This window comes from Streptomyces sp. NBC_00690, assembly GCF_036226685.1.
Lineage (GTDB): Bacteria > Actinomycetota > Actinomycetes > Streptomycetales > Streptomycetaceae > Streptomyces.
Window position 1 is genome coordinate 3683050 of record NZ_CP109009.1, and the last position, 16058, is coordinate 3699107.

18 protein-coding genes are annotated in these 16058 nt (G+C 69.0%); 7 read left to right on the forward strand and 11 right to left on the reverse strand.

Going from position 1 to position 16058, the window contains the following annotated elements:
• Nucleotides 1-326 precede the first annotated feature (326 nt).
• The 3 genes from OID54_RS16100 to rsmI all read right to left on the reverse strand — a co-directional run bounded on the left by OID54_RS16100 (nucleotide 327) and on the right by rsmI (nucleotide 2771).
• Complete coding sequence (locus OID54_RS16100; RefSeq protein ID WP_329020172.1) at nucleotides 327-1199, reverse strand: TatD family hydrolase; 873 nt, start codon at nucleotides 1197-1199, stop codon at nucleotides 327-329.
• Between the two features lie 33 nt (nucleotides 1200-1232).
• Nucleotides 1233-1700 carry a hypothetical protein gene (locus tag OID54_RS16105; RefSeq protein ID WP_329020175.1) on the reverse strand — a complete coding sequence of 156 codons (468 nt, stop codon included), beginning with the start codon at nucleotides 1698-1700 and terminating at the stop codon, nucleotides 1233-1235.
• A 129-nt stretch (nucleotides 1701-1829) separates the two neighbouring features.
• Complete coding sequence (gene rsmI / locus OID54_RS16110) at nucleotides 1830-2771, reverse strand: 16S rRNA (cytidine(1402)-2'-O)-methyltransferase (RefSeq protein WP_443055603.1); 942 nt, start codon at nucleotides 2769-2771, stop codon at nucleotides 1830-1832.
• 325 nt (nucleotides 2772-3096) lie between these two features.
• Here rsmI and OID54_RS16115 point away from each other — a divergent pair, with 325 nt between their 5' ends.
• Together OID54_RS16115 and OID54_RS16120 are read left to right on the forward strand one after the other, a co-directional pair.
• Nucleotides 3097-4821, forward strand: a complete 1725-nt coding sequence (locus OID54_RS16115) for a dolichyl-phosphate-mannose--protein mannosyltransferase (protein ID WP_329020178.1) — start codon at nucleotides 3097-3099, stop codon at nucleotides 4819-4821.
• A 324-nt stretch (nucleotides 4822-5145) separates the two neighbouring features.
• Entirely contained in the window at nucleotides 5146-5499 is a 354-nt protein-coding gene (locus tag OID54_RS16120; protein ID WP_329020181.1) for a DUF805 domain-containing protein, read from the forward strand.
• Between the two features lie 155 nt (nucleotides 5500-5654).
• Here the strand turns inward: OID54_RS16120 and OID54_RS16125 are convergent, their stop codons facing one another.
• A complete protein-coding gene (locus OID54_RS16125; protein ID WP_329020184.1) occupies nucleotides 5655-6083 on the reverse strand; it encodes a PPOX class F420-dependent oxidoreductase in 429 nt (142 codons plus the stop codon).
• Nucleotides 6084-6293: 210 nt separating this feature from the next.
• On the opposite strand from OID54_RS16125, the gene OID54_RS16130 reads away from it, so the two are divergent.
• The 4 genes from OID54_RS16130 (at nucleotide 6294) to OID54_RS16145 (ending at nucleotide 9911) form a co-directional block, all read left to right on the forward strand.
• On the forward strand, nucleotides 6294-7922 hold the full coding sequence (locus tag OID54_RS16130) for a penicillin-binding transpeptidase domain-containing protein (protein WP_329020187.1): 1629 nt from the start codon (nucleotides 6294-6296) through the stop codon (nucleotides 7920-7922).
• Nucleotides 7923-7979: 57 nt separating this feature from the next.
• On the forward strand, nucleotides 7980-8468 hold the full coding sequence (locus OID54_RS16135) for a YbaK/EbsC family protein (RefSeq protein ID WP_329020190.1): 489 nt from the start codon (nucleotides 7980-7982) through the stop codon (nucleotides 8466-8468).
• 34 nt (nucleotides 8469-8502) lie between these two features.
• On the forward strand, nucleotides 8503-9354 hold the full coding sequence (locus tag OID54_RS16140; protein WP_329020193.1) for a DMT family transporter: 852 nt from the start codon (nucleotides 8503-8505) through the stop codon (nucleotides 9352-9354).
• Nucleotides 9355-9482: 128 nt separating this feature from the next.
• Nucleotides 9483-9911, forward strand: a complete 429-nt coding sequence (locus OID54_RS16145; protein WP_329020196.1) for a VOC family protein — start codon at nucleotides 9483-9485, stop codon at nucleotides 9909-9911.
• Between the two features lie 142 nt (nucleotides 9912-10053).
• On the opposite strand, the gene OID54_RS16150 is transcribed toward OID54_RS16145, so the two are convergent.
• Nucleotides 10054-10803 carry an SDR family NAD(P)-dependent oxidoreductase gene (locus tag OID54_RS16150; RefSeq protein ID WP_329020198.1) on the reverse strand — a complete coding sequence of 250 codons (750 nt, stop codon included), beginning with the start codon at nucleotides 10801-10803 and terminating at the stop codon, nucleotides 10054-10056.
• 147 nt (nucleotides 10804-10950) lie between these two features.
• Between OID54_RS16150 and OID54_RS16155 the strand changes: the two genes are divergently transcribed.
• Nucleotides 10951-11622: a TetR/AcrR family transcriptional regulator gene (locus OID54_RS16155; RefSeq protein ID WP_329020200.1), complete on the forward strand. Its 672-nt coding sequence runs from the start codon at nucleotides 10951-10953 to the stop codon at nucleotides 11620-11622.
• An 82-nt stretch (nucleotides 11623-11704) separates the two neighbouring features.
• Here the strand turns inward: OID54_RS16155 and OID54_RS16160 are convergent, their stop codons facing one another.
• From OID54_RS16160 to OID54_RS16185, 6 genes are all read right to left on the reverse strand, one after another.
• On the reverse strand, nucleotides 11705-11911 hold the full coding sequence (locus tag OID54_RS16160; RefSeq protein WP_329020204.1) for a hypothetical protein: 207 nt from the start codon (nucleotides 11909-11911) through the stop codon (nucleotides 11705-11707).
• Nucleotides 11912-12123: 212 nt separating this feature from the next.
• Complete coding sequence (locus OID54_RS16165) at nucleotides 12124-12399, reverse strand: hypothetical protein (RefSeq protein ID WP_329020206.1); 276 nt, start codon at nucleotides 12397-12399, stop codon at nucleotides 12124-12126.
• Nucleotides 12400-12548: 149 nt separating this feature from the next.
• Nucleotides 12549-13382 (reverse strand): SDR family NAD(P)-dependent oxidoreductase, encoded by an 834-nt coding sequence (locus OID54_RS16170; protein ID WP_329020208.1) that lies wholly within the window; start codon nucleotides 13380-13382, stop codon nucleotides 12549-12551.
• Entirely contained in the window at nucleotides 13379-14578 is a 1200-nt protein-coding gene (locus tag OID54_RS16175) for a serine hydrolase domain-containing protein (protein WP_329020211.1), read from the reverse strand. The genes OID54_RS16170 and OID54_RS16175 overlap by 4 nt, the downstream gene beginning before the upstream one ends.
• 185 nt (nucleotides 14579-14763) lie before the next feature.
• Nucleotides 14764-15192, reverse strand: a complete 429-nt coding sequence (locus OID54_RS16180; protein ID WP_329020213.1) for a nuclear transport factor 2 family protein — start codon at nucleotides 15190-15192, stop codon at nucleotides 14764-14766.
• Between the two features lie 91 nt (nucleotides 15193-15283).
• On the reverse strand, nucleotides 15284-16054 hold the full coding sequence (locus OID54_RS16185; RefSeq protein WP_329020214.1) for an energy-coupling factor ABC transporter ATP-binding protein: 771 nt from the start codon (nucleotides 16052-16054) through the stop codon (nucleotides 15284-15286).
• Nucleotides 16055-16058: the final 4 nt, after the last annotated feature.

Here is a 16058-nt window from a genome sequence, read left to right on the forward strand (position 1 = left end):
CCGTCTCGTGCACGGGATGGCCCCCGGCCGTATGGCCGGCGTCCGGCGGCGATCCGTACGGGCGCGCGGAAGCGTAGTCGTAGCCGAACGGGTCGGGGGCCGCGGCCCCTACCACCCCCGTCGCGTTCGCGCTGCCCGCCGCTCGGTGTCTGCCCTGCGCACTGCTCACATCGCTCACGACGCTCCGTAAGGTCCGGGTCCGTTTCGCTCGATGGCGCTGCGGCCGGGACGCTATCGGAGGAATGGTCACTCTCCAAAGCGAATCGACTACCCAGTGTCGTGATCCTGGGGTGTACGGGCCCGCGGGACGCCCTGTCTGTTATCCCTCAGTAATCGAACGCGGCTGCTGTGTTCGCCGCCACCGCCGCGGCCAGCGTGTCCTCGTCCAGCCCCTTCACCAAGGCCATGGCACGCAGCGTGATCGGAATGAGATAGGGGGCGTTAGGCCGTCCGCGGTAGGGCATGGGGGTGAGGAACGGCGCGTCCGTCTCCACCAGCACCAGTTCGCGCGGGGCGACCGCCAGCGCATCACGCAGCGGCTGAGCGTTCTTGAAGGTCACGTTTCCGGCGAAGGACATGTAGTAGCCGGCGGCTGCGCAGATCTCGGCCATCTCCGCGTCACCGGAGTAGCAGTGGAAGACGGTCCGCTCGGGCGCGCCCTCCTCCGCGAGGATGCGCAGCACATCGGCGTGGGCGTCACGGTCATGGATGACCAGGGCCTTGCCGTGCCGTTTGGCGATCTCGATATGGGCGCGGAACGACCGCTCCTGCGCGGCCACGCCGTCCGGACCGGTACGGAAGTAGTCAAGGCCGGTCTCCCCCACGGCCCGCACCTGCGGAAGTGCGGCGAGCGCGTCGATCTCGTCGAGCGCGTCATCGAGTGCGACCTCGCCCCCGGCTTCCCGCGGGATCTGCCGCGGGCCCCCACCCCCCGGTTCGCCGAGGACGATCCTCGGGGCCTCGTTGGGGTGGAGCGCGACCGCCGCCCACACGGCGTCGTGGTCGGCAGCCGTCTGCGCGGCCCAGCGCGACCCCTTGATGTCACAGCCGACCTGCACGACGGTCGTGACTCCGACGGCTGCGGCCCTGGCCAGCGCCTCCTCGACGGTGCCCTCCTGCATGTCCAGGTGGGTGTGGGAGTCGGCGACCGGGACCCCCAGCGGTTCGGGCAACGGCGGCGGGGCGGACGAGGCACTCATGGGCGCGATCCTACGAGGCTCGCGCCCATGGGCTCACCTGCGGTGGAAAGGGTGCAGCAGATCGGAGAGGTGCCAGTGGTGCTTGGCCTTCGCCGGGGTGCCCGACCGGTCCTGCCCAGCGGTGGCGCCCGCCCCGGGGTCCAGTTCGTCCTCGATCTCCCCCGGGCCGAGGGGTCCGGCCGTCGGGGAGTTGGGCGGCGACTTGCGCTGCCGTCCCGAGCGGGGACGGGTGGTGCTCATCGATCGGGCCATCAGGTCCATGACCGACGAGACCTGTCCGGCCCGCATGATCCGTACGACGTGACCGCCGCAGTTCAGACACGTGGGGCTCGACAACGGGGACGGAACCCGTTCACCACCCGCGCGGTAGACGACGTACTCCTGTCCGTGGCTGTCGATGTGGTGCTCGATGTCGTACGCCTGTTCCCAGCCGTGTCCACAGCGCATACAGGCGAAGGCGTATGCCTCATGGACCCTGGCGGTGCCCGCGATCTCACTCATGCCTGCTCCTCTCCACTGCCCCAGTGGACGCCCATTCCGGCGGGAGCGCATCAGCGCCTGTCGAATAATGGAATGCTCTTTTGCCTTCCCATGCCCGGAGGGGTCTGAACACGGTCTGGGCTTTGCTTTCTACGGTAGTCCTTTACCGTCTGAGGGGACTGACCGAGCCGTGTTCTTTGCCGCCACGACGGCATCGAATACCTCCCGCTTGGGCACCCCGGCGGCGACCGCCACCGCTGCGATGGCCTCCTTGCGCCGCTCCCCCGCCTCCTCGCGCACCAGCACCCTGCGCACCAGTTCGTCGGGGTCGAGATCCCCGGGTGCGGCGTCCGGGGCGCCCTCCACCACGACGGTGATCTCGCCACGCACTCCGTCGGCCGCCCAGGCGGCCAGTTCGGCGAGGCCGCCGCGCTTGATCTCCTCATAGGTCTTGGTCAACTCCCGGCACACCGCGGCCCGACGGCCCGCGCCGAACACCTCGGCCATGGCCGCGAGGGTGTCGTCGAGCCGGTGGGGGGCCTCGAAGTAGACGAGGGTGCGCCGCTCGGCCTGGTTCTCCTTGAGGCGGGCGAGGCGCTCGCCCGCCTTGCGCGGCAGGAAGCCCTCGAAGCAGAAGCGGTCCACCGGGAGGCCGGACAGGGCGAGCGCGGTGAGGACCGCGGAGGGGCCCGGCACGGCGGTGACCCGGATGTCCCGGGCCACGGCCGCCGCAACCAGCCGATAGCCGGGGTCGGACACGGACGGCATGCCGGCGTCGGTGACCAGCAGCACGCGCGCACCACCGGCGAGGGCCTCGACGAGCTCCGGGGTGCGGGCCGACTCATTGCCTTCGAAGTAGGAGACGACCCGGCCCTGGACCTGGATGCCGAGGGCCTGGGTGAGTCGGCGCAGCCGTCGGGTGTCCTCGGCGGCCACCACGTCGGCGCCCGCCAGTTCGGCGGCCAGCCGGGGCGGGGCGTCGGCGACATCGCCGATGGGGGTCCCGGCGAGGACCAGCAGTCCGGCCGAGGGGTCGGTCTGCTGCGGTCCGGGGGGAGTTTCACGAGGCGGCTCAGTCGTCACGCCGTCCATTGTCCCAGCGTCGGCGCCGGTGTGAGCCCGCGCGGGCGGGTCAGGGCGTGATCTTCACCGGCACATCGGCTGACGCGTGTGATCTTCACGAGCACACCGGCGTGTGCGCGGGCGGGTCGGGAGCCTCGACGACTGTGGGGACCCTCACGCCGGTGCCGCCCGCGGTGGAGCACCCGGGGCGCCCCGAAAGCCGCGCAGCGGGGCGGGACCGCCCTGGTTCACCGGTCGTTGCCCCTCGCGTGGAACCCGTGTTCGTAGCGACGGCGCACCCCGAGCATGGGGACGGACGCACACCCAGGTCGGTCTCGTTCCCTACGATGGCGCGGTGACCAGTACCGCGCCACAGACCGTCCCGGGCAAGGACGCCGACGAACAGCCGTCCGGCTGGCAGCAGCGTCTGCGCAGATTCGGCTATGTGCCCCGTCCCGTGATCGGGCTGCGCGAACGCCTGGTGCCCCCCTACACCCGCCCTTCCGAACGGGTCTGGCCGGTGTTCGGCATCCGACCGGAGCGGGTGAACGCGCTGCTGCGGGCCTCCGCCTGGGGCGGCCCGCTGCTCGTGGCACTGGTCGCCGGCCTGCTGAGGTTCTGGAACCTGGGCAAGCCGAACGCGGTGATATTCGACGAGACGTACTACGCCAAGGACGCGTGGGCGCTGATCAACCAGGGGTACGAGGGCAGCTGGCCCAAGGACATCGACAAGAAGATCCTCCGGGACCCCTCGTCCGTCGACATCCCCGTCGATCCCGGTTATGTGGTGCATCCGCCGGTCGGCAAGTGGATCATCGGCATCGGCGAGAAGCTGTTCGACTTCACCCCCTTCGGCTGGCGCTTCATGGTGGCCGTGCTGGGCACGCTGTCGGTGCTGATGATCTGTCGCATCGGTCGCAGGCTGTTCCGCTCGACCTTCCTCGGCTGTCTCGCGGGTCTGCTGCTCGCCGTGGACGGACTTCACTTCGTGATGAGTCGTACGGCCCTGCTCGACCTGGTGCTGATGTTCTTCGTGGTCGCGGCCTTCGGGTGTCTGCTGCTCGACCGGGACTGGGCACGGTCCAAACTCGCGGCGGCACTGCCTTTGGACGAGAACGATGTGCTGCACCCCGATCGACGGATCGCGGAGACCCTGCGGCTCGGCTGGCGGCCCTGGCGGATCGCGGCCGGTGTGATGCTGGGACTGGCCGCGGGCACCAAGTGGAACGGCCTCTATGTGATGGTCGCGTTCTGCGTGATGGCGGTGCTGTGGGACGTGGGCGCCCGGCGCACCGCGGGTGCGGTGCGACCGTACCTCGCCGTGATCAAGCGCGATCTGCTGCCCGCGTTCGTCTCCACCGTGCCGGTGGCGATCGTGACCTACATCGCCTCCTGGTCGGGTTGGATCTTCACGGACAAGGGCTACTTCCGGGACTGGGCCGAGAAAGACGGCAACGACTCCTCCTGGGACTGGCTCCTGCCCGATTGGCTGCGCAGCCTCTGGCACTACGAGAACGAGGTGTACGACTTCCACGTCTCCTTGACGTCGGGACACACCTACGAGTCGAACCCATGGAGCTGGATCGTCCTCGGCCGCCCGGTCTCCTACTACTACGAGGACCCCAAGGCCGGTGAACAGGGCTGCCCCGCCGACGCCGCCGACAAGTGCGCGAGCGAGGTGCTGGCGCTCGGCACTCCGCTGCTGTGGTGGGCGGCGTGTTTCGCCATCTGCTACGTCCTGTGGCGCTGGTTCTTCCGCCGCGACTGGCGGGCCGGGGCGATCGCGTGCGCCATCGCGGCCGGTTGGGTGCCGTGGTTCCTCTACCAGGAACGCACGATCTTCCTGTTCTACGCGGTCGTCTTCGTGCCGTTCCTGTGTCTTGCGGTGGCGATGATGATCGGCGCGATCCTCGGCCCGCCGGGCTCGGACGAACGTCGGCGGGCGATCGGGGCGATCGGCGCCGGAGTGTTGGTGCTGCTGATCATCTGGAACTTCATCTACTTCCATCCCCTCTACACCGGCACCCCGATCCCGGTGGAGGACTGGCGCGATCGGATGTGGCTGGACACCTGGGTCTGACGCACCCTCGGCCCTGAGGACAGCGGCTCCCGGCCACCGAGCGGGAGAGGCTGCCGGGACGGGTGGGGTTTCGCCCTTGCCTTGCCGTGCGCCCCACGCGCCGCTCAGCGGCTTTAGGTGGCCTTTATCGAAAATCGACTGACCAGGCTGAACGTCGGATTTTGAGAAGATCAGGACACGGGACGGTCACGAAGTGTCCCGCCATGTCACGGGACGGCAGCCAACTGGACAAATGTCTTGACCCGCTCACTTCAAGCCCCCTACGTTTCGGCTGGCCTAGTCCATCGGGACGGGCCTCCGTCGCAGTCCTATGGGGGGACGAACGTGAATTACTACCTGGACGTCGTCAAGCAGTACGCAGTGTTCAGCGGCCGTGCGCGCCGCAAGGAATACTGGATGTTCTTCCTGATCAACTTTGTGATCAGCATCGTCCTGTCGATCATTGAAGCGGTGGCGGGCATCTCGCCGTTCCTCTCCTTGATCTACGGCCTGGCCATCCTGCTGCCGAGCATCGGTGTAGGAATCCGGCGGCTCCACGACACCGACCGCTCCGGCTGGTGGCTGCTGATCGCCCTGGTGCCGCTCGTCGGATTCATCATCCTCCTCGTCTTCAACTGCCTTGAGGGCCAGCGTCACGACAACAAGTACGGACCCGACCCCAAGGCGGGCGGGTACTAGACCACGTACGTGCCGGCTGGTCGGGACCGCTCCCCGACCGGCCGGCACTTTGCTGTCCGCCCCCTGCCCCTGCCTTCCGCGAACGCCTTGACGTCCCCGCCGTGCCTCGCGTCGAGCGTTCACGCCGTGGAGGGGGCTGGCCCCCCGCAACGTCGTCAATCGGTCAGCCCGGCGACGGCATTCACCTTTGCGACCCGGACCCTGACGGTCAGTTCGTCCGGCCCGCTGTTGCGCCGCCCGAAGTCCTCGGCCTGGTCCTCGCCCATATAGCGGGCGGCGATCCGTGTCGCCCAGTGCAGGGCCTGCTCCTCGTCCTCGCTGACCTCCGCCTGCCCCTGGAGGAGCACGAAGGCGAACGGCGGTTCATCGTCCTCGATGCAGATCGCGACCCGGCCGTCCCGGCGCAGACTGCGGCCCTTGACCGACTCCTTGCTGGTGTTGAACACCAGTTCGTCGCCGTCCAGGAGGAACCACACGGGTGCGACATGGGGGCTACCGTCGACCCGTACGGTGGAGAGCTTCGCGGTGCGGGTGCCCTCCGAGACGAACTTCCGCCACTCGTGCTTCGTCATCGTCTTCGCCATTGCCCCATCTTCGGGCCAGGGGCGTCGGGTGGCCGGTCCGGCACGCCGGGGCTCATGCTCAGGTGCCCACCAGGGTGCTCCCGGAGGGAAAAGCTCCACTGTCGCGTTCCCGTAACAGTCCTGGGGGACCGTCAGGGAGGTCCCGTAGGGTGCATGAGACATCCATTTTCTTGAACATGTTCAAGGGCTTCTGAGAAGGGACCGCGCCAGATGCGCAGCGGAGTGAAGGTCGCCGTCATCGGCGGAGCATTCGTCCTGGTCGCCACCGGCGTGGGATACGGCGGCTACACGCTGCTCTTCGACGACGACCCCACCTCCACGATGTCCGCGCCCAAGCGCAAGACCGGGCCGCCGGACCCGACCGAGATCGACCGGACGTCCAAGGCGTTCCTGGCGGCCTGGGCCGCGGGCAACGCCAAGGAAGCGGCCCAACTGACCAACAATCCGGTCGAGGCGGAACCACTGCTCGCCGGATACCGGGCGGACGCGAAGGTCAGCAAGACCGTCATCACCCCGCAGGCGCCCACCGGCGCGAAGGTGCCCTTCAGTGTGACGTCGACCGTCACCCACGGCGCCGTCAGCAAGCCCTGGTCGTACTCCTCGTACCTCCAGGTCGTCCGGGGGCTGAGCACCGGCAAGCCGCTGGTCGAGTGGACACCGGCCGTGCTGCACCCCAAGCTCCAGAAGGGGACGAGCCTGAAGACCGGGCCGACGACGGCCGCCCCGGTGACGGCGGTGGACCACAGCGGCCGTGAGCTGTCGCGCGAGGAGTACCCCTCGCTGGGACCGTTGTTGGACGCCCTGCGCAAGAAGTACGGGAAGGTCGCCGGCGGCACCCCCGGAGTGGAGTTGGTCATCACCTCCACCGATCCGAACGCGGCCGACCAGACCCTGTTGCCCATCAGCGAGGGCACACCGGGCAAGCTGCGCACCGCCCTCGACGCCGATGTGCAGGCGGCGGCGGAGGCAGCGGTGAAGCAGCACGACTCGGCGTCCCTCGTGGCGATCAAACCGAGCACGGGAGAGATCCGGGCGATCGCCAACAGCCCAGCCGGCGGCTACAACACGGCGATGCTGGGCGCCCAGGCCCCCGGCTCCACGATGAAGATCGTCACCGCGGCGATGATGCTGGACAAGGGCCTCGTCGACGGCCCCGCGTCGAAGGTCGAGTGTCCGGCGACCGTGCAGTGGATGGGCCGGACCTTCGAGAACCTCGAACGCTTCTCCATCCCCGACAGCACCTTCAAGGACAGTTTCCGCCGCTCCTGCAACACCACCTTCATCAAGGCGGTGAAGCCGCTGGACGAGCGCGGCGAATCCGGTACGGCACTGGGCGAGACGGCGCGCAAGTTCTTCGGCATCGGTCTGGAGTGGAAGACCGGCGTGGCCACCTTCGACGGCAAGGTGCCCGAGTCCGACGGCACCGAGACCGCGGCCTCCTACATCGGACAGGGCAAGATCACCATGAACGCGCTCACCATGGCCTCGGTGTCCGCGACCGTGAAGGACGGCGGATTCCGCCAGCCCGTGCTGGTGCCCCCGTCGCTCGATGACCGCGAACTGGCCACCGCCGAGCGGATGCCCGGCTCGATGTCGGCAGCCCTGCGGGAGATGATGGCGGCCACCGCCCAGTCCGGCTCCGGGCGGGCCGCGATGATTTCGGTGCAGGGGAACAAGGGCGCGAAGACGGGCTCGGCCGAGGTCGACGGCCAGGGGAAGTCCAACAGTTGGTTCACCGCGTACGCGGGGGACCTCGCGGTCGCGGCCGTGGTGCAGTCCGGCGGTCGTGGTGGCGAAGCAGCGGGCCCGGTGGTGGCGAAGGTCCTCAACGCACGGTGACGCGGGTCGCCCGGGCAACCCCTCCCGTGTCCGTACGACTACCGCTAGCGTGCGGCCATGAGCACCCCAGAGACCCAAGCCCACCCCCGTTTCGCCGAGGCCCTGCACACGCTGGGCCTCGACGTCGAGGTACGCCGCTTCCCCGACGCCACCCGCACGGCCGCCCAGGCCGCGACCGCCATCGGCTGCGATGTCAGCGAGATCGTCAAGTCACTGGTCTTCGCGGCCGACGGAGTGCCGGTTCTGGTGTTGATGGACGGCTCCTCACGGGTGGACGTGGAGCGGGTACGCGAGGAGTTGGGCGTCGGGTCCGTGCAGCGTGCGGACGCCGATCTGGTGCGCCGGACCACCGGGTACGCCATCGGTGGTGTACCGCCGTTCGGCCATTCCACGAAGACCCGGGTCCTGGCGGACCGCGCCCTGTTGAATCACGATGTCGTCTGGGCAGCGGCGGGCACTCCCCACACCGTCTTCGCGATGGACCCTAAGACACTGGTCTCCCACGCGGGCGGCGAACTGGTGGACGTACGCGAGCGCACCGCGTGAACACCGCCGCCCGCGGTCGAGACGAGTGCGGCACATGACCCCGCTGGTGATCTCCGCGGTGCTGCTGGCAGCGGTCACCCACGCCACGTGGAACGCCATGGCGCACGCGGTGAAGGACCGGTTCGCGGCCTTCACCCTGCTCGTCGGGGGCTCGGCGCTGGTGGGAGCCGTCCTGGTCTGCTTCACCGGACCGCCGAAGGCCGAGGCGTGGCCCTATCTGATCGCATCGGCGCTGCTGCACCTCGGGTATCAGGTACTGCTGTTCAAGTCGTTCAGCCTGGGCGACTTCGGTCAGATGTATCCGATCGCCCGCGGGACTGCGCCGCTGGTCGTGTTCGTACTCGCCGCGGGTTTCCTCGACGAGCAGTTGACCGGCTGGCAACTGGCGGGCCTGGTGCCGGCGGTGGCGGGGCTCGTCGGAATCGCCCTGTGGGGCATCAAGGGTTCCACCGTCCGCCCACAGTGGCCCGCCCTCCTCGCCGCCCTGGCGACGGGCCTCTCCATCGCCGCGTACACGGTGGTCGACGGCGCCGGAGTACGGGCCTCCGGCTCAACGTTGAGCTATATCGCCTGGCTCACGCTCCTCCAGGGCGCCCTGATCCCGTTCTACGCCCTTGCCACCCGGGGCCGTGACCTGCTGCCCCGACTGCGGCCCCACGCGGCCCGCGGGCTGCTCGGTGCGGCCCTGTCGATGGTGGCGTACGCCCTGGTGCTGTGGGCCCAGACCAGAGCCCCGCTGGCGACGGTCGCGGCGCTCCGCGAGTCCTCGATCATCGCGGGTGCGGCCATAGGAGCCCTGTTCTTCAAGGAACGCTTCGGCGGCCCGCGCCTGGTGGCAGCGGGACTGATGGTGGTGGGGATCGGACTGATGCTGCAAGCGGGCTGAGCGGGGGGCTGCGGACCGGAAGCCACCAAGCCGGCCTCAGCCAGTGGGCACCGCACGGAGTGCGGCTGCACTCAGTACGGCTGCACGGACCCGGCGGTTGTCAGTGGCAGGCGTTAGCGTCGTTGAGCATGACCGCACGCTTTGATCTGACCCTTGACTGCCACAACGCACCAGAGTTGGCCGTGTTCTGGAAGCTCGCCCTCGGGTACATCGACGAGCCGCCGCCACCGCCCTTCAAGACCCGGGAGGAGTGGGCCGCCCACTTCGACCCCGATGGTGATAACTCCGACGACGCCGGGGAGTGGCTCTGCGACCCCGAGGGGATCGGGCCACGGCTGTCGATCCTGAAGGTGCCCGAGCCCAAGATCGCGAAGAACCGGCTGCACATCGACATCCGACTGTCCGGGGACGGTACGGCCGATGAGCGGTGGGAGCGCATCAAGGTCGAGTCGCGCAGACTGGTTTCGGCGGGGGCGAGGGTGCTGACGGAGGTGGACGGATATCACATGGTGATGGCCGACCCCGAGGACAATGAGTTCTGCATCTCCACCAGTTAGCTCGTCTTCTCGGGGCTCCCTTCGGTACCGAGAAAACGACGCACCCCGCGCACACCTCGCCCACCAGCCGCCAGGCCCAGCGCTCCGGGCAGTACGCACCAGGCCGGGAGCGTGCTTGGCGGTGAGGCCGGAGGCTGGGGGCTCATGCGTTCGTCCCCGCGTCGACCGTGATGGTCGCACCCGTGATGGCGCGCCCGCCCGGGCCGGCCAGATGCAGGACCGTGGCCGCCACGTCGTCGGGATCGAGGAAGCGGCCCAGCGCGGAGAGTGCCCGCTGGTGGTCGGCGGTCTCACCGTCGACCGGGTTCATATCCGTGTCGGTGGAGCCTGGGTGCACCACGTTGACCGTGATGCCGCGCGGGCCGAGTTCACGGGCCAGACCCCGGGTGAGCCCGCCGAGGGCCGCCTTGCTCATCGCGTACAACGCAATGCCGGGGAACGGCACCCGATCGGCGAGATTGCTCCCGACGCTGATGATCCGCCCGCCTTCGGTCAGATGGCGCGAAGCCGCCTGGGCAGCGAGGAAGGCAGCCCGCGCGTGCACGGCCAGGGTGAGGTCCAACTCTTCCAGGGTGACGTCCTCGAACGGGCCCCAGGGATAGATCCCGGCGTTGTTCACCAGGATGTCCAGCCGGCCCCATGCCTTCGCCGCGCTGTGGACCGCCCCGCTGACCTCGTCGGCCTGGGCGGCATCGGCCTTGATCATGAGCGCGCGTCCGCCGAGCTCCTCGACCTCCTCCACCACTCCTCGCGCCAACTTCTCGCTCTCCGGACTGACATAGGTGAAGGCGACGTCCGCGCCCTCACCAGCCAGCCGTCTCACGATCGCCGCACCGATCCCCCTGCTGCCGCCCGTCACCAGCGCAGCTTTGCCCAGCAGTGCGTCACCCATGATCCCCCACTTCCGTATCGAACACTACAGAAATGCTTTCACGCACCCCGATGCTGGTCAAGGTATATTTTTAGTGAACGGCACAGAATCAATCGTCGATGACGGAGATGACAGAGTCAGATCCGACCCAGAGCCGAAGGAGGGGCCGTGGCGGCACGTGGACGCCCGCGGAGTTTCGACCGGGCCACCGCCCTGGAGCGGGCCATGGAGACCTTCTGGACCCACGGGTACGAAACGACGTCGATCGCCGAATTGACGTCCGCCATGGAGATCAACTCTCCGAGCCTGTATGCCGCGTTCGGCTCCAAGGAGGAGTTGTTCCGTGAGGCGGTTGCCCTCTACGAGGCAACCGAGGGCAGCCCGGTTACCCGTGCGCTCACCGATGGGCTCACGGCGTACGCCGCCGTGGCGGCCGTGCTCCGGGAGAACGCCCGTGCGTACACCGTGGACGGCCGACCCACCGGCTGCATGATCGTGCTCGCCGCGATGAACGTCTCGGACGCAGGGGCGGACGCCCGCGACCATCTCGCCCAATGGCGCAGGTCAGGCGTCGAGATGATGAGGGCCCGGCTGGACCGGGGCGTACAGGAGGGGGAACTACCTCCGGATGCGGACACCGCAACGATCGCCGCCTTCTACACCGCCGTGCTTCAGGGCATGTCCATCCAGGCCCGCGACGGCGCCCAGGCCGAGGAGTTGGAGCGCATCGCCGAGTGCGCCCTCGCGGCCTGGGACACCGTCACGGCGATGCCCGGCCGCCAGGGCGAACCCCCGCGCGCCGCCGGACAGTCGAAGTCCCCGGAACGGGTCGAAGGCTGAGACGAGGCCCCAGCCAGCCGGTCGCCTTGAATCCCAACCAAGGGCCGCCGTTGGGCTCCGGCCGGGCTTTGCGGGAAGGCCCTCAGGCAGTGCCTCGCCGTGGAACGTCGAGCACGGCCAGCGTGGCGGTACGCAACCATGCCGCCGCCTCGCTCACCGCCATCCGCCCCGCACCGACCTCGTCGCCCGCGGCATGACCCAGCGCGGTCACGGCAGCCACCAGCCAGGTGGCCGGTGCGGCAGAACCGAACTCCCCCGCCGTCCGGCCCTGTTCGATCAGCCTCGTCAACCGGTTGGCGACGGTTTCGCAGAGTTCACCGAGGGCGGTCTGCTTCGACGGTCCGAGCAGCTTACGCGCACACTGCCGGCAGCCGAACTAGCCGCAGCCGAAGTCGATGCGCAGGACTGATGCGTATCTGGTGGTGCGCTTCAGGTGATGCGCATCAGGTGCTCGTGCCCCTGGCTCCCGATGGTGGGCGGGCCTGTCATGCAGTTGCGGCCTCAGTCACCGCCACCGCGGCCGCAACCTCCGCCCTGGCCGCAGTCCAGTCCGCCACCGCCCCCCGAACCCCCACCGCTGTCGCGCCCCGACACCCACCACAGCAGGCCGGACGCAACGAGGAAGACCGGGAGCGCGACCCACCAGAACAGGGGCCAGGACATGTCATCGCGGTCCACCATCAGTTCGCGGAAGAAGTGCGCCAGGAATCCCGCGGTGATGCCCGCAGGCGGAGCGAAGATGAGAACGAGCGCTATCCGGTCACCCTTGGAATTCACGGCGTCCTCCCCTGCTCTCGGGCCTTCCCGGACGATAGGCGCGGTGGCCCGGATTCCGCTGCGCTCCCGAGCAAGGACACGAGACTCTGGCCGAATCGAAGGTGATGTGGCCGACGGAGTGCTTCCGCACGGCCACACCTGCTCGATCGCTACTCGGCCTCGGCCGCCGCGGCTTCGGCTTCCGCCGCCGCGGCTGCCTCCGCTGCCTCCGCTTCGGTGATTGCCTTGTTGAACGTCGTGTTCACCGCCAGGACGCCTCCGTCCACCCGGAGGGTCGTCCCCGTGATCCAGGACGCGTCGCTCGATGCCAGGAAGGCCACCGCCGAGGCGATGTCGTCCGGTTCGCCCACCCTGCCGAGCGGATAGATGTCCGCGAGCGCCGCGATGACCCCTTCGCGACCCTCCCAGTTCCGGGTGCGGATGGTGCCCGGGTTGATCTGGTTGACGCGAACACCCAGGGGGCCCGCCTCCCCTGCCAGGGTGCGGGTCAGCGAGGCCAGGCCCGCCTTCGCCGCGCTGTAGGAGTGCCCGCCGAAGGACTGCTCGGCGTTGACCGAACCGATGTTGACGATCGCCCCCCGACCCGACTTCGCGAGCAACGGAAGTGCGGCCCGGGCACAACGGAAGGCGCCGCCCAGGGTGACGTCCAGATCGCGGCGCCAGTTCTCGTCGGACAGTCGGTCCAGGGCGAGTTCGGGGGTGGCCGCGAAAGCGTTGTTGACCACGACGTCGAGGGTCCCGAAGCGCTCGACGGCGTACGCCACCGCAGCATCCACATCGGTGCGTTCACTCACATCGCAACGCCGGTACTCGGCACCGGGGATCTGTGCCGCGGCCTGCTGCGCCGCCTCCTCGTCCACGTCCGCGATGAGTACCCGCGCCCCTTCCGACGCCAGCCTCCGCACGATCGCCTCGCCGATGCCCCGGGCGCCGCCCGTCACCAGTACGCCATACCCCTCGAAACGTTTCAGCGCAGTGTTCATGGTACTGAACGTACCGCTCTGACCAGCGCTTGGGCACGGGGATCGGCGGTAACTCCCTTGCGTAGTCCGTTGGTCACATAGCCGAGGGCGATCCCTGACGCGGGGTCGGCGAAGCCCAGGGATCCGCCGCGGCCGGGGTGGCCGAAGGAGCCGGGGCCCAGGAGCGGGGCAGCCGCGCCGTGGAGCATAAAACCCAAACTCAGACGGGTCGGGACGATCAACACCCGGTCCGGGCCCACCGACTCCTCGGTACGGGCGAGGGTCAGGGTCGCCGGGGCGAACAGCCGCCGTCCACCGTCCACATCGCCGATGGTGGCCGCGTAGAAGCGGGCCAGGGCACGGGCGGTGGAGATGCCGCCGGACGCAGGCAGTTCGGCGGCCCGGTAGTCGGGGTCGTTCTCATCGGGGAAGGGGTGGATCGCTCCGAACGCACGCCGGGTGAGTGACTCCGGATCGCGGTACGCCTCGACCACCGAACGCTTGGGGCGCAGGCTGAGTCCGCCGCCCATCGCGGCGGGCGGCTCGGCCACCGGCCCGATCCGGCCGACTCGATGGGCCTCTTCGGCCGGGAGCCCGATCCAGAAGTCCAATCCGAGCGGACGGGCGATCTCCTCGGCGACCCAGCGCCCGATGGTGCGCCCGGTGACCCTGCGCACGAGTTCGGCGATCAACCAGCTGTAGGTCTGCGGGTGGTAGCCGTGATCGGTTCCGGGTTCCCACTGGGGGCGCTGGGCCGCGAGCGCGGCCGGCCCACTGACCCCGTCGATCGCTTCGGCCGGGGTCAGCGGATGATCGATGGCGGCCAGTCCGGCACGGTGCGAGAGCAGATGGCGTACGAGCACCCGTTCCTTGCCCGCGTCCTTGAACTCCGGCCAATAGGTGCCCACAGGCGCATCCAGATCGATCTGTCCGCGCTGGTGCAGCAGGAGGACGACCGCGCCGGCGACGCCTTTGGTCGCCGAGCGGACGACCTGGGCGGTGTCCACGGCCCAGGGGGCATCACCGTCCACGTCGCGGGTTCCGGCCCATAGGTCGACGACCTTGTGTCCATGGCGATAGACGGCCACCGCCGCCCCGCGCTCGCCGCGCTGCTCGAAGTTGCGTTCAAACGCCTCCTCGACCGGCTCAAAGCCTGCCGCCACCGTGCCCCGGACGTCCACTGTGCCCACTCTCCCGCGTCTGTTGATCTCCCCCATGGTGCAACGGTCGCGGCTGAGTGTTGCTTCCGGGCTGCTCGGGACCACCCTGAACACCTCAGGAACCGGGGTTCGCCGAGCGGGGCGGCTCTGCGGTGGCTGCATCGGCGCCCCACCGAGAGGTGGTCGCCGAGCACGAAAGGCGTATCCCCCGTGAACGGGTGAGCCCCGAGCAGCAGCAACGGTCAGAGGTTGTCGCCCCAACCGCCCTGGATCATGGTCTGGAATCCCCAGGCACCATCTCGCCTGATCAGAATGTCCGCATACCTCAACTGCTGGGTGTGGCCCTCGGCTGTCATGGTCGAGTCGGTGAAGACGATGGCCATGGCGGCGGAGAGGAAGACCGGCGTCCGTACCGAGTCGAAAGTGATGTCCTCGCTGCCGCCCCCCATCACCTGCGTCATGGTCTCGATGAACTGCGCCCGGTCCCACTGGGCCGAGCGGCCATTGCCTGCGGAGTCGTCGCTCACCAGGTTGAGCGGGAAGACCGCCATATCGGCCATGCGCTCGACCTTCCGCCCCGCACTGAGGGCGTCGTACTCGGCGAACCAGGCGTCCACGCTCTTGCGGTCCTCGGCGGTCGGCTCGTATCCGGTGTCGGGCAGGACGGGCATATGCGCTCCTCGCTACGGCTGATCCGTAGTAGTCAAGTTTGATTACGTCACGACAGTAACCCACCCTTTATCAGTAGTCAAGCTTGAATAGCTAAGCGCCGTGCGACGCCGCGAACCCCGGGTCAAAGCCGAACGGCAGCTCCAACCGGTGCTCCCGCATCAACGCCTCGTTCGCAAGCAGTTCCCCCGTGGGACCGTCCGCCGCGATGACCCCTTCGCTCAGGATCACCGAGCGCGGGCAGAGCTCCAGGGCGTACGGCAGATCGTGGGTCACCATCAGCACCGTGACGTCCAGGGACCGCAGGATGTCGGCGAGTTCCCGCCGGGACGCGGGGTCGAGATTGGACGACGGCTCGTCGAGCACCAGGATTTCGGGCTCCATGGCCAGGACCGTGGCGACCGCGACCCGCCGCCGCTGCCCGTAGGAGAGGTGGTGCGGCGGCCGATCCAGGTACTCGACCATGCCCACGAGCTCCAGCGCCCCGGCCACGCGCTCCTCCAGCGCGGCGCCCCGCAGCCCGGCAGCCGCCGGCCCGAAGGCGACGTCCTCCCGGACCGTGGGCATGAAGAGTTGGTCGTCCGGGTCCTGGAAGACGATGCCGACCCGACGGCGGATCTCGGCCAGGTGCTCGCGTGCGACCGGTAGACCGGCGACCGACACCGTCCCGATGCCGCCCCCGAGGATGCCGTTCAGATGGAGTACGAGGGTGGTCTTGCCCGCGCCGTTGGGGCCGAGCACGGCGACCCGCTCGCCCCGGGCCACGGTCAGATCGACACCGAAGAGGGCCTGGTGTCCATCGGGATAGGCATAGGCGAGTCCATGGACATCGAGGGAGGGAGGAAGGGCGGCGGGGCCGGTCATGGGG